A 13,674-nucleotide genomic window follows, 5' to 3' on the forward strand; every position below is an offset into this window, starting at 1 on the left:
TGCACCGAAGCGGCGCGACACGCCGCAGGACTGCGCCGCCCCGGACAAGAGCGTGCGGCGCCCCGCGCCCCTACCGTGGGCAGAGCAGCCCCCGCAACATCCACACACTCGGAAGGGCCGGTCCCGCGATGACCTCAGCGAACACCCCGCACGCGTTCTGGCTCGCCGGTCGGGAGGCGACCGGCGACCGGACACTCGACGTCACCTCGCCCTGGGACGGCCGCACCGTCGCCCGGGTCAGCGTCCCCACCGCCGCCCAGACCGAGGAAGCGGTCGCCGCGGCGACCGCCGTGGGCGCGGAGTTCGCGGCCACTCCCGCCCATGTCCGGGCCGCAGCCCTCGACCACGTCGGCGCGCGGCTCACCGAGCGTGCCGAGGAGATCGCGCAGCTCATCTCCGCGGAGAACGGCAAGCCCCTGAAGTGGGCACGGGGCGAGGTGGGCCGCTGCCGCTCCGTCTTCCGCTGGGCCGCCGACGAGGCGCGTCGGTTCAACAGCGGCACGGCACAGCGACTGGACACCGACGCCGGCGGCGAGGGTCGGCTCGCCCTCACCCGCCGGGTTCCGCGCGGCCCCGTCCTCGGCATCGCGCCGTTCAACTTCCCGCTCAACCTCTGCGCTCACAAGGTGGCACCGGCGATCGCCGTCGGGGCGCCGATCATCCTCAAGCCGGCCCCCGCGACGCCGCTCTCCGCGCTGCTCCTCGGAGAACTGCTCGCCGAGACGGAGTTGCCCGCCGGCTCATGGAGCGTCCTCACCGTCCCGAACGACGAGATGCCGTCCCTGGTGCAGGACGAGCGGCTGCCGATCATCTCGTTCACGGGGTCCGCCCCTGTCGGCTGGTCCATTCTGGACAGCGTCCCGCGCAAGCGCGTCACCCTCGAACTGGGCGGCAACGGGGCAGCGCTGGTGCTGGGCGACTACGCCACGGACGAGGACCTCGACCACGCCGCCCAGCGCATCGCGGCCTTCTCCAACTACCAGGGCGGTCAGTCCTGCATCTCCGTGCAGCGCGCCGTCGTCGACACCTCCGTCTACGACCGGTTCCTGCCCCGCCTCCTGGCGGCGGTCAACGCCCAGGTCACCGGTGACCCGAGCGACCCGGCGACGGACGTGGGCCCTCTCGTGAGCGAGGACGCCGCCCGGCGGGTCGAGGCCTGGGTGGACGAGGCCGCCGCGGCGGGCGCCAAGATCCTGGCCGGTGGTACACGGGACGGGGCGAGCTACGCGCCCACCGTGCTGGAGAACGTGCCGCCGGACACGCGGCTGGGCTGCGAGGAGGTCTTCGGCCCGGTCATGTCGGTGATCCGTGCGGACGACGAGGAGCACGCCTACGCGATCGCCAACGACTCGGTCTACGGGCTGCAGGCGGGGGTCTTCACCCGGGACGTGCAGGCCGCCTTCCGCGCCCACCGCGCCCTCGAGGTGGGCGGTGTGATCATCGGTGACGTGCCGTCCTACCGGGCGGACCAGATGCCGTACGGCGGCGTCAAGCAGTCCGGTGTCGGCCGGGAGGGCGTCCAGTTCGCGATGGAGGACTACACCTATGAGCGCGTCATGGTGCTGACCGGACTGGAGCTGTAGCGGGGACCGGGGCGGCGGGGCCTGCCCTGCCGCCCCGTGCGGGAGGGGGCCGCCCTCCCGTCCCGACCTGAGGCCGGCTCCGGGGGTCCGGGCGGGAGAGGCTCCGGGCCCGGACACAATGGGGGCATGACTGCATCCGCCGCGCCCGTCGCGGATCCGCACCTGCGTTTCGCTCCGCCCACCGAGGGACCCCGAGAGATCGTGATCCTCGGCTCCACCGGTTCCATCGGCACCCAGGCCGTCGATGTCGTGCTGCGCAACCCGGACCGATTCCGGGTGACCGCGCTGTCGGCTGCCGGCGGGCGCGTCGGCCTGCTCGCGGAACAGGCCCACCTGCTGGGTGTGACCGCCGTCGGCGTCGCCGACCCCTCGCGGACGGAGGAGCTGCGGGCCGCGCTGCGGGAGCGCTACGGTGCGGCCTCGGCGCTCCCCGAGATCGTGGCGGGCCCCGATGCGGCGACCCAGCTCGCGGGGACGCCGTGCCACACGGTGCTCAACGGCATCACCGGTTCGATCGGACTCGCCCCCACGATCGCCGCGCTCTCGGCGGGCAGCGTGCTGGCGCTGGCCAACAAGGAGTCGCTGATCGTGGGCGGGCCGCTGGTCACCGCGCTGGCGGCGCCCGGCCAGATCGTCCCGGTCGACTCCGAGCACTCGGCGCTCTTCCAGGCGCTGCTCGGTGGGGTGCGCCGGGACGTCTCGCGTCTCGTGGTGACCGCCAGCGGGGGGCCCTTCCGGGGGCGGACCCGCGCGCAGTTGGCGGAGGTCACGCCCGAGGAGGCGCTGGCCCACCCGACGTGGAGCATGGGGCCGGTGATCACCATCAACTCCGCGACCCTCGTCAACAAGGGGCTGGAGGTGATCGAGGCCCACCTGCTGTACGCGATTCCCTTCGAGCGCATCGAGGTCGTGGTACACCCGCAGTCGTATGTGCATTCGATGGTCGAGTTCACTGACGGGTCGACCCTCGCGCAGGCCGGGCCGCCCGACATGCGGGGCCCGATCGCCCTCGGTATCGGCTGGCCGGACCGGGTGCCCGGCGCCGCGCCGCCGTGCGACTGGACCCGTGCCCACAGCTGGGAGTTCTTCCCCCTGGACACCGAGGCGTTCCCGGCGGTGCCCCTCGCCTGCCATGTGGGTAGTCTCGGCGGCGTCGCCCCAGCCGTCTACAACGCGGCCAACGAGGAGTGCGTCGCGGCCTTCCTCGCCGGCAGGCTGCCGTTCACCGGCATCGTCGACACCGTCGCGCGCGTCGTGGAGGAGCAGGGGAGCGACGCTGCCGGAACTTCGCTGACCGTCCCGGACGTACTGGAGGCGGAGACCCGCGCACGGCACCGTGCGCGGGAGCTGACCGGCACCGCCGGCACAGCGGGTGCCGTCGGCGGCGGCGCGTCGGGCGCCGTGCGCAAGGGCTAGAGGGAGACCCGTGACCACCTTGATGTTCATCCTCGGGATCGTCATCTTCGTTCTCGGGCTGCTCTTCTCGATCGCCTGGCACGAGTTGGGCCATCTCAGCACCGCGAAGATGTTCGGCATCCGCGTGCCGCAGTACATGGTCGGGTTCGGCCCGACGCTGTGGTCGCGACGGAAGGGCGAGACCGAGTACGGGATCAAGGCGATCCCCCTGGGCGGGTACATCCGCATGATCGGGATGTTCCCCCCGGGGGACGACGGGCGGGTGCGGCAGCGTTCCACCTCGCCCTTCCGCGGCATGATCGAGGATGCCCGCGCGGCCGCCTACGAGGAGCTGCAGCCGGGGGACGAGAAGCGGCTGTTCTACACGCGCAAGCCCTGGAAGCGCATCATCGTGATGTTCGCGGGGCCTGCCATGAACCTGATCCTCGCGGTGGGGATCTTCCTCGGCGTGCTCATGGCGTTCGGCATCCCCACCTCGACCACGACCGTCGCCACCGTCCAGGAGTGCGTGGTCGCACAGAGCGAGGAGCGCGACGAGTGCCGTGCGGGGGACCCGGCGGCCCCGGCCAACGAGGCGGGGATGCTTCCGGGGGACACGATCCTGGAGTTCAACGGCGAGCCGGTGACGGACTGGGGGACACTTCAGCAGGACATCCGGGCCACCGTCGGTCCCGCTGACATCACGGTGGAGCGCGACGGTGCCCCGCTGGACCTCCGGGTGAACCTCATCGAGAACCAGGTCGCCAAGCTCGACGGGAACGGCGAGTGGGTCGAGGGCGAGTACGTCACCACCGGCTTCCTCGGGATCTCCCCCGCCTCCGGCATCGTCAAGCAGGACTTCCCGGAAGCCGTGGACCGCATGGGCGACATCATGGTCACCGGCTTCGAGGCGTTGCTGGCCGTCCCGTCGAAGGTCCCGGGGTTGTGGGACGCCGCATGGGGCGTCGGTGAGCGTGACCAGGACTCCCCGATGGGCGTGGTCGGAGCGGCCAGGGTCGGGGGCGAGATCTTCACCCTCGACATCCCCGCGAGCCAGCAGGTGGCGACAGCGCTCTTCCTCGTCGCGGGATTCAACCTCTCACTCTTCCTGTTCAACATGCTGCCGCTGCTGCCGCTGGACGGCGGCCACATCGCGGGCGCCGGCTGGGAGTCCGCCCGCCGCAAGGGCGCCAAGCTGCTGCGCAGGCCCGACCCCGGGCCGTTCGACGTGGCGCGGATGATGCCGGTCGCCTATGTCGTCGCCGCGGTGTTCATCTGTTTCACGCTGTTGGTACTCGCCGCAGATATCGTCACACCGGTCCGATTGGCGGGCTAGCGCTGTCGGTGCCGTAGTCTCGTTGTCCGGAGCCCGGCCGAACCGGGGACCTAAGAGCCATACCGTGGGGTTGCACAGACCGATGACTGCCATTTCGCTCGGAATGCCGTCCGTACCGCTGAAGCTCGCCGAGCGGAGGGTCAGCCGCAAGCTGCAGGTCGGCACGGTGGCCGTCGGCGGCGACGCCCCGGTCTCCGTCCAGTCGATGACGACGACCCGCACCTCGGACATCGGTGCGACCCTGCAGCAGATCGCCGAACTGACCGCCTCGGGCTGCCAGATCGTGCGGGTCGCGTGCCCCACGCAGGACGACGCGGACGCGCTCCCCGTCATCGCACGCAAGTCGCAGATTCCGGTCATCGCCGACATCCACTTCCAGCCGAAGTACGTCTTCGCCGCGATCGACGCGGGCTGCGCGGCGGTGCGGGTCAACCCCGGCAACATCAAGCAGTTCGACGACCGCGTCAAGGACATCGCCAAGGCCGCTTCCGACGCCGGCACCCCGATCCGCATCGGCGTCAACGCCGGCTCGCTGGACCGCCGGCTGCTCGCCAAGTACGGCAGGGCGACCCCCGAGGCGCTCGTGGAGTCGGCTCTCTGGGAGTGCTCGCTCTTCGAGGAGCACGGCTTCCGCGACATCAAGATCTCGGTCAAGCACAACGACCCCGTCGTCATGGTCAACGCCTACCGGCAGCTGGCCGCGCAGTGCGACTACCCGCTGCACCTCGGCGTGACCGAGGCCGGCCCGGCCTTCCAGGGGACCATCAAGTCCGCCGTCGCCTTCGGCGCGCTCCTCTCCGAGGGCATCGGCGACACCATCCGCGTCTCGCTCTCCGCCCCGCCGGCGGAGGAGATCAAGGTGGGCAACCAGATCCTGGAGTCCCTCGGGCTGCGCGAGCGCGGCCTGGAGATCGTCTCCTGCCCGTCGTGCGGGCGTGCGCAGGTCGACGTCTACAAGCTCGCCGAGGAGGTCACCGCCGGTCTCACCGGCATGGACGTCCCGCTGCGGGTCGCGGTGATGGGCTGTGTCGTCAACGGCCCCGGCGAGGCCCGCGAGGCGGACCTCGGCGTCGCCTCCGGCAACGGCAAGGGGCAGATCTTCGTCAAGGGCGAGGTCATCAAGACCGTGCCCGAGTCCAAGATCGTGGAGACGCTGATCGAGGAGGCGATGAAGATCGCCGAGCAGATGGAGAAGGACGGCGTCGCCTCGGGCGAGCCGCAGATCGCCGTAGCGGGCTGACCCGACGCCGCGAACTCCCGCCCGCGGCGGCCGGTTCTCGGTACCGGGTGAGGTACCCCGCGAAGTGGCCACGGCATGGGGCGCGTCTCTTTAGGGGCGCGCCCCTCGTCATGCGTGGGCGCCCTGCGCCGCGCTCCGGGGCGCACCGTCCCTGTCGTCGTCCGGGGCCCGCGGCGTACGACCGCTCCCGTCCTGCCCCCAGAGGCGGTCGCTCCGCCACAGGGCGACCGCCCCCGCGCGCTGCGAGGCGGCGCGGGTGCCCCCGCCGTCGCGGCCGCCCGGGCAGCCGGGGGCGTCCTGGCCCCGGGGCGCCGCCCCCGAGAGGCGGAGCTCCTGCCCGGCGGCTCCCCAGGGGGCGGCAGGGCTCCGTGCGGCTCCCACGGGCCGGCTCCGCGCGGCTTGGCCGGGTGACGACCTCCGCACCGTCGACACGGGTACAGTGCCGTGCACGGCTCCGTGCTGCGGCCCATCACCCCCACCTCCGACCGGCAAGGCATCGAACCCGTGCTGACGACCCCCGCTGTCCGTCTTCTGGACTCCCGAGAGCTGACCGCCGTTCTGGAGGTCCTGGCCCGCGACCCCGTGGCGAACGCGTTCGTGACCGCCCGGGTGCTGGACTCGCGGCTCGATCCGCGACGACTCGGTGGCGAGATGTGGGGCTGGTACCACCGGGGCGAGCTGGTGTCGCTGTGCTTCGCGGGGGCAAACCTCGTCCCTGTGGGGGCCGGCCCCGCGGCGCTGCGGGCCTTCGCCGAACGGGCCCTGGCCCAGGGCAGGCGCTGCTCCTCCATCGTCGGCCCGGCCGACCAGGTGAGGGAGCTGTGGACGTACCTGGAACGCGCCTGGGGCCCGGCCCGCCTGATCCGGGCCAGCCAGCCGCTCATGGTGATCGAGCGCCCGCCGCCCGGCATCGCCGCGGACCCTCGGGTGCGCCGGGTGCGGCGGAGTGAGATGGAGCTGGTCATGCCCGCCTGCGTCGCCATGTTCACCGAGGAGGTGGGGGTCTCCCCGCTCTCCGCGGTCGACGGCGGTCTGGCGTACCAGTCCCGCGTCGCCGAGACCGTGGGGGAGGGGCGCTGCTTCGCACGCGTGGAGGACGGCCGCGTGGTCTTCAAGGCCGAGATCGGGGCGGTGACCCCGTCCGTGTGTCAACTGCAGGGTGTGTGGACCGCCCCGGACCGGCGGGGCCGCGGCCTGGCGACCGCGGGGCTGGCCCAGGTGATCCACCACGCGCTGGAGGAGGCCGCCCCGGTGGTCAGCCTGTACGTCAACGACTTCAACGAGCCTGCGCTCGCCACCTACCGGCGGCTCGGCTTCCGCGAGGTCGGGGCGCTCCGCAGCATCATGTTCTGAGCTCCTGCCCCTGCCCCAGTGCCCGCCCCTGCCGGTCGGCGTCCGCACCACGGGGCGGTACCGCACGGGGCGGCGGCGCTGAGTGGCCGGTCGGTCCCCGGCGCCGCCGCGGCTGCCCCGGGGACCGCGCTCGCCCCGTGCCGGCCGACGCTGCCCGGGGCGCCCCGGGCGGGCAGATCGCAGGCGCGGCCCCGCCCCACTCGACGCGACCCGCGTGCGCCCCGCGCGAGAAAACGCTCCCGCATTCCGGCAAGATCATCGCTTCCAACGGCCACGGTCCTCGCAACTCCCACAGATCGCGGGTGTTGCGAGGACCGTTAGAACCCAAGCACCATGCGGTGCCGACGGGGGCCGTCCCCGTGCACGGGGCCCGGATCAGGCCGACCCGTGCACCACGTCCCGCTTCTGCGCGAAGTGGCAGGCACTCGCGTGCCGCGAGTTCTCCCGTACCTGCAGCAGCGGCGTCTCCTCGGCGCAGACGTCCTCCGCCTTCCAGCAGCGGGTCCGGAACCGGCAGCCCGAGGGCGGGTTGGCCGGCGAGGGCACGTCGCCCTCCAGGACGATCTCGTCCCGCATCCCGCGCAGCTTGGGGTCCGGCACCGGGACGGCGGACAGCAGCGCCTGGGTGTACGGGTGCGTCGGGGCCTCGTAGATCTCCTCCGCGTTGCCGTACTCCACGACGCGGCCGAGGTACATCACCCCGAGCTTGTCCGCGATGTGCCGGACGACGGAGAGGTCGTGCGCGATGAACAGGTAGGACAGGCCGAGCTCGTCCTGCAGCTTCTCCAGGAGGTTGATGACCTGCGCCTGGATGGAGACGTCCAGCGCCGACACCGGCTCGTCGCAGAGCAGCACCTCGGGCTCGAGCGCCAGCGCGCGGGCGATGCCGATGCGCTGCCGCTGCCCCCCGGAGAACTGGTGCGGGTAGCGGTTGATGTGGTCGGGGTTGAGGCCGACCAGATCGAGCAGCTCCTGCACCCGCTGACGACGGCCCTGGCGGGGCACGACGTCGGTGTGGATCTCGAAAGGCTCGCCGATCAGGTCGCCCACCGTCATACGCGGGTTGAGCGAGGTGTACGGGTCCTGGAACACCATCTGGATGTTCCGGCGCGCGGCGAGCAGGTCGCCGCCCCGCAGCTCGGTCAGGTCCTGGCCGCGCACCTTGATCGTGCCGGAGGTGGGGCGCTCCAGGCCGATCAGGAGCTTCGCCAGGGTCGACTTGCCGCAGCCCGACTCACCGACGATGCCGAGCGTCTCGCCCCGGCGGAGGTCGAGATTGATGCCGTCCACCGCCTGGACCGCGCCGACCTTGCGGCGCAGCACGATGCCCTGGGTGATGGGGAAGTGCTTGACGAGGTCGCGCACCTCCAGCACGTTCTCGCCCTTGTCCAGGACGGGAGGAGCGACCGGCTCGGACGCACGGGGCGTTTCGGTCACGGTGGCTCCGGCGGCCGGCGTGCCGGCCCCGTCCCCGGCGGTGGCCTCGGTGGCCGCGCCGTCCGGGGCGGGGGAGGCCGCCCCGGTGTCCTTGCCCGTGGCGTCACCGGTGCCGTCCGGGACGACCGCGGCGTCGACGGGCGGGTTCTCCTCGCGCGGCGTGTCCTTCGCCGACTTCTTGCTCATGCGGGGTGCACCTCGTCCCAGTAGTGGCAGCGGCTGATCCGGTCGGCGGCCACGTCGAACGCCGGGGGCGCCTCCTGGCCGCACTTCTCACGCGCCATGTAGCAGCGGGGCGCGAAAGAGCACCCGGGCGGCATGGCGGTGAGCGTGGGCGGCAGCCCCTTGATGACGCTGAGCTCCTGGCCCCGCAGGTCGACGCGCGGGATCGACTCCAGCAGCGACTTGGTGTACGGGTGAGCCGGCGCGTCGTAGATCTCGGAGACCGGCGCCTGCTCCACGACGCGGCCGGCGTACATCACGGAGATGTCGTCGGCGACGTCGGCGACCACGCCCATGTCGTGCGTGATCAGCAGGAGCCCCATGGAGCGCTCCTGCTGGAGTTCGGCGAGGAGCTTCATGATCTGCGCCTGGACCGTCACGTCCAGCGCCGTCGTGGGCTCGTCCGCGATCAGGATCTCCGGGTCGAGCGCCAGCGCCATGGCGATCATGACGCGCTGGCGCATGCCGCCGGAGAACTGGTGCGGGTAGTCGTCGACGCGCTGCGCGGCCCCGGGGATCCGGACCAGGTCGAGCAGCTCGATGGCCTTCGTCCGGGCGTCCTTGCGGGACATGCCCCGGTGGACGCGGAACATCTCGCCGAGCTGGAACCCGACGGTGAAGACGGGGTTCAGCGCGGAGAGCGCGTCCTGGAAGATCATGGCGACGGTGGAGCCGCGCATCAGCCGCCGCTGCTCGCGGTTGAGCTTCAGCATGTCCACGCCGCGGTGGCGTACCGCACCACCGGTGACGTAGCCGGGAGGGCTGTCCAGGATGCCCATGATGGCCTGGGCGGTGACGCTCTTGCCGGAGCCGGACTCGCCGAGGATCGCCCGGGTCCGTCCTGCCTCCAGCGTGAAGGTCACGCCGTTGACCGCTTTCGCGACGCCGTCGCGCGTGCGGAACTCGACCTGGAGGTTCTCGACCTCCAGCAGCGGCGCGGAGCTGTCCGCCTCGGGGCGGCCGCTCGTCGAGGGCGCCGTCTGCTTCTTCATTCTGCTGACGATCGACATGGGCACCTCAGCGGAGTTTCGGGTCGAGTGCGTCACGCAGGGCGTCGCCCATCAGGATGAACCCGAGGACCGTGGTGACGAGGAACATGCAGGGCACCAGCAGCAGATGCGGGTAGCCGCTCAGGACGTGCGACTGGCCCTGGACGATCATGACGCCCCACGAGACGGTGGGAGCCCGGAGTCCGACACCGAGGAAGGTCAGGGTCGCCTCGAGCGAGACGAACAGACCGAGCGCGATCGTCAGGACCACGATGCCGGGCGCCATGGCGTTCGGCAGGATGTGCCGGAAGATGATCCGCCGGTCGGACGCGCCCAGCGAACGGGCCGCGGCGACGTAGTCCATGTTCTTGGTGGTCATCACGGTGCCTCTGATGACACGGGTGAGCGTGATCCACGCCAACGCGATGAGGACGAAGACGATCGCCCACACCGACCGCGACTGCATCAGGGCGAGCAGCACGACCGCACCGAGCAGGAACGGCAGACCGGCGACGACGTCGACGAGCCGCGAGATCACCGTGTCGATCAGACCGCCGTAGAAGCCGGAGAGCACGCCGAAGAGCGTGCCGACGATCGCGATGCCGATGGTCGCGAAGACCGCGACCTGGATCGACGGGCCGGCGCCGTAGATGGCCTGCGCGTAGTAGTCGCAGCCGAGGTTCGAGAAGCCGAACGGGGCGTCCCAGCTGGGCTTCTGCCGTGCGCGCGCGAGGTCGCAGTCGCGGGGGTCGCCGCTGGTCCACAGCGACGGGAACAGCACCATCGAGATGACCGCGAGCACGATCAGCGACGCGATGATGAAGACCGGGTCCCGGCGCAGGTCGCGCCAGGCGTCGGACCACAGGCTGCGGGCCCGCTCGGTCGGGGCCTTGGGAACCTCGCCGAAGGCCGGGTCCGAGGTCTTTGTGGCGGCGCCGCCACCGGGGGATGACTCACTCATAGCGGATCCTCGGGTCGAGCACGGCGTAGAGCAGGTCCACGAGCAGGTTGACAACGAGATAGATCAGCACGAAGAAGGTGACCAGGGAGACGATCACCGGGGACTCGCCGACCCGGATGGCGTTGATCAACTGGAAGCCCACGCCGGGGATGTTGAAGATGGCCTCGGTCACGACGGCGCCGCTGAGCAGCACGCCGACGGAGAGGCCGAGGTCGGTGACGACCGGGATGAGGGAGTTGCGCAGGGCGTGCACGCCGATGACGCGCCGCCGCGGCATGCCCTTGGCCGTCGCCGTGCGCACGTAGTCCGCGTGCAGGTTCTCGATCAGGCTGGTGCGGGTGAGGCGGGCCGTGGTGGCCAGACCGAGGGCTCCGAGCACCACACCGGGTACCAGGAGGCTCAGCCAGGGTGAGTTCGCCTGATAACTGATGCTGAACACGGTTCCGAGCCAGTCGGGCGCCCAGGAGGCCTCACGCAGCGCGTTGGTCACCGGCACGTTGACGGTGGTCTGGATGACCTTGCCGAGGACGAAGACCGGGAAGGCGATGATGACCACGGTGGAGATCTTGACCGCGTAGTCGATGACGCCCTTGTTGCGCAGACCCGCGAAAACACCGGCGGTGATGCCGATGAGGATCTGCACGACCAGGGCGATGACCGCGAGTCGTGCCGAGAGCGGCAGGCTGTCCGCAATGATCTCGGTCACCGGGCGGCCGCGGAAGTTCGTTCCGAGGTCGCCCTGGGCGAGGCTGGTCACGCGGTTGACGAACTGCCCGAAGCAGGGGTTGCCCACTTGTTCGAGGCAGGGGTCGTCCAGGTTGTAGAGCTTCTGGACGGCCGCCAGCATGGCCTCGGAAGGACGACGGTCGCCGAACATGGCGCGCGCCGGATTTCCGTTGAGCTGGACGGCAAGGGACGAGAGGTAGTGCAGGAGAAAAAGCGCGCCGGCGAGCGTGGGTATGAATTGCAGCAGCCGACGGATGATATAGCGGCCCATCGGGACTCCTCGGATTACACCGTCTCAGGGAAAGTTCCTGACAGGCGACAGCCGACGGCCGGGTAAGGCCGTCGGCTGCCGCCCGCAGAGGGGGGTTACTTCACCTGAATGTCAGTCCAGGACGGGTTGGTCTCGTAGATGTTGTAGACAACGTTCTCGACGGTGTCGTTGTACGCGGCGGAGCTGCGACCGTAGAACAGCGGGATGGAGGGAACTTCCTCCATCAGGATCTGCTCGGCCTCGGCGTACAGGTCCTGCGCCTCCTCGAGCGTCGGGGCGGCGTCGCCCTCACGCACCAGGCGGTCGAAGTCCTCGTTGGTCCAGCCGGTGTCGGCCGAGCTGCCGTTCGTGGTGTAGAGCGGCTTGAGGTAGTACTCCTGCGACGGGTAGCTCATGATCCACGCCGAGCGGTACGGACCCTCCATCTCCTCGTCGTCACGGGCGTTCAGGTGGTCGGCCCACTCCAGCTCGTTGCGGAGCTCGAACTCGATGCCGAGGGTGTTCTGGATCTCGATGCCGACGGCCTCGACCCACTCGTCGTGCCCGGCGCCCGGGTGGAAGTGCAGCTGCAGCTTCTTGTCAGCGGGCCAGTCGACCTCGTCCCACAGCTCGTTGGCGCGGTCCGGGTCGTACTCGCAGTACTCGCAGACGCCCTCCTGGTAGCCGGGGATGACCGGAGCGATGAAGCTGTCGGCCGGCTCGAACGCACCGAGGAGCACGTTGTCGATGATCTTCTGGCGGTCGATCGCCATCGACAGCGCCTGGCGGACCTTGGGGTCGGCGAAGGTCTCGTCGTAGAGCGGGTACGCCAGGTTGGTGATCTGCGAGGTGGGCACCTCGATGAAGCGGTCCGGGAACTGGTTGCGCGCCTCGTCCCGCAGCTCCGGCGGGGTGGTGCGCAGCACGTCCAGGTTGCCGGCCTGCAGGTCGTTGTAGGCGGTCTGCGCGTCGGCGTAGATGTTGAACGTCAGCGTGTCGATGTTCGCGGAGTTCTCGCCGGCGTAGTCCTCCCAGCGCTCCAGCGGGATCTCGACGTCGTGCTCCCACGGGCCGGCCATCTTGAAGGGGCCGTTGCCGATGGGCTCGGTGTTGCACGCCTCGACGTCGTCCAGGCAGGCCTGGGCCATCGGCATGAACGCGTTGTGGCCGAGCGCGACCTCGAAGGTCGTGAAGGGGCTGTCCAGCGTCACCGTGAAGGTGAGGTCGCCGGTCTTCTCCAGGCCGGCGAGCTCGGTGACGTCGGAGCCCTCCTCCTGCATCTCGTCGTAGCCCTCAATGACATCGAAGAAGAACGAGCCGCGCTGGGCGTTGTCGCCGTAGGCGCCGTAGTTCCAGGCGCGGATGAACGCGTCGGCGTCCACCGTCTCGCCGTTGTGGAACTCCAGGCCCTCACGGATGGTGATGTCCCAGGTCTGGTTGTCCTCGGTCTCGATGGACTCGGCGACGAGGTGGACCACCTCCCCGCTGTCGATGTCGAAGTCGACGAGGCCGGAGTAGACGGCGGACACCACGGTGCCGCCCTCGGACTCGACGGTGTCCGTGGGGATCAGCGTCTGAGGGCTGTTCAGGTTGGCGCGGACCTCGCCGCCGGTGTACTCGCCCTCGGCGGCGCTTCCGCCGTTGCTCCCGCCGTTGCCGCCGTCACCGTCACCGTCGCTGCTCCCGCAGGCGGCAGCGGTGAGGATGACGGCACCCGCGAGCGCGGCCGCGCGGGTGATCGTCCTCGGTCGTCTCATCAAAAAGCTCCTTGGTGATGCGCCGGCTTCGTGTCGGCACTACGAGAGCTAACTCTGATGCCATGCATACCGATTAGAGGAAGCCCGTGCTGGGCAGAGTTATGGGTTCGAGACAGCTCCGATGCTTCCTGATGACCTCTTAGCGAAGTCTTCCGTCCGGAATCCGGAAACTAGTCCCACTGTGCATCACGAGTCACACGGGAAACATCCGCCACCTGAGCATCCGGGGTGTTCCCGGATCACATCGGACATACATCGCCAGTCCACGCGCACCCGGCGCCGTGCGACCGCTCGAAGCGTGCCGCGTCCGGGCGGGAATGGGGGTGCCGTAGCGGCCCTTCCCCGACGCCGGCGCACCGCTCGCGAGGCGCACGTCCGACGGGCGGAGCGGCTCGACTCCCGGCCGCGCCGGGACCGGACGCGGG

General features: G+C 70.5%; 10 protein-coding genes. 5 read left to right on the plus strand and 5 right to left on the minus strand.

The annotated features are described in order from the left end of the window. Window positions 1-128: 128 nt before the first annotated feature. The 5 genes from HCN56_RS06920 (at window position 129) to HCN56_RS06940 (ending at window position 6,907) form a co-directional block, all read left to right on the plus strand. Window positions 129-1,583, plus strand: coding sequence for an aldehyde dehydrogenase family protein (locus tag HCN56_RS06920; protein ID WP_167968597.1), 1,455 nt, complete (start codon window positions 129-131; stop codon window positions 1,581-1,583). Between the two features lie 126 nt (window positions 1,584-1,709). Then, entirely contained in the window at window positions 1,710-2,999 is a 1,290-nt protein-coding gene (gene dxr, locus HCN56_RS06925; RefSeq protein ID WP_167968598.1) for a 1-deoxy-D-xylulose-5-phosphate reductoisomerase, read from the plus strand. Between the two features lie 10 nt (window positions 3,000-3,009). Next, window positions 3,010-4,314: a M50 family metallopeptidase gene (locus HCN56_RS06930; RefSeq protein ID WP_167968599.1), complete on the plus strand. Its 1,305-nt coding sequence runs from the start codon at window positions 3,010-3,012 to the stop codon at window positions 4,312-4,314. A gap of 82 nt (window positions 4,315-4,396) precedes the next feature. Next, window positions 4,397-5,554: a flavodoxin-dependent (E)-4-hydroxy-3-methylbut-2-enyl-diphosphate synthase gene (gene ispG / locus HCN56_RS06935; protein WP_167968600.1), complete on the plus strand. Its 1,158-nt coding sequence runs from the start codon at window positions 4,397-4,399 to the stop codon at window positions 5,552-5,554. Between the two features lie 504 nt (window positions 5,555-6,058). Next, window positions 6,059-6,907, plus strand: a complete 849-nt coding sequence (locus tag HCN56_RS06940) for a GNAT family N-acetyltransferase (RefSeq protein ID WP_167968610.1) — start codon at window positions 6,059-6,061, stop codon at window positions 6,905-6,907. A gap of 375 nt (window positions 6,908-7,282) precedes the next feature. Here the strand turns inward: HCN56_RS06940 and HCN56_RS06945 are convergent, their stop codons facing one another. The 5 genes from HCN56_RS06945 to HCN56_RS06965 all read right to left on the minus strand — a co-directional run bounded on the left by HCN56_RS06945 (window position 7,283) and on the right by HCN56_RS06965 (window position 13,249). Continuing rightward, window positions 7,283-8,530, minus strand: coding sequence for an ABC transporter ATP-binding protein (locus HCN56_RS06945; RefSeq protein WP_167968601.1), 1,248 nt, complete (start codon window positions 8,528-8,530; stop codon window positions 7,283-7,285). After that, window positions 8,527-9,558: an ABC transporter ATP-binding protein gene (locus tag HCN56_RS06950; protein WP_167968602.1), complete on the minus strand. Its 1,032-nt coding sequence runs from the start codon at window positions 9,556-9,558 to the stop codon at window positions 8,527-8,529. Before HCN56_RS06950 ends, HCN56_RS06945 begins: the two co-directional genes overlap by 4 nt. Window positions 9,559-9,583: 25 nt before the next feature. Beyond that, on the minus strand, window positions 9,584-10,516 hold the full coding sequence (locus HCN56_RS06955) for an ABC transporter permease (protein ID WP_167968603.1): 933 nt from the start codon (window positions 10,514-10,516) through the stop codon (window positions 9,584-9,586). Then, a complete protein-coding gene (locus tag HCN56_RS06960) occupies window positions 10,509-11,513 on the minus strand; it encodes an ABC transporter permease (protein WP_167968604.1) in 1,005 nt (334 codons plus the stop codon). Before HCN56_RS06960 ends, HCN56_RS06955 begins: the two co-directional genes overlap by 8 nt. Before the next feature lie 95 nt (window positions 11,514-11,608). Then, a complete protein-coding gene (locus tag HCN56_RS06965) occupies window positions 11,609-13,249 on the minus strand; it encodes a peptide ABC transporter substrate-binding protein (protein ID WP_167968605.1) in 1,641 nt (546 codons plus the stop codon). Between the last annotated feature and the right edge of the window lie 425 nt (window positions 13,250-13,674).

Origin of the sequence: Streptomyces lonarensis (assembly GCF_012033735.1) — a bacterium.
In the GTDB taxonomy this organism is placed as follows: domain Bacteria; phylum Actinomycetota; class Actinomycetes; order Streptomycetales; family Streptomycetaceae; genus Streptomyces; species Streptomyces lonarensis.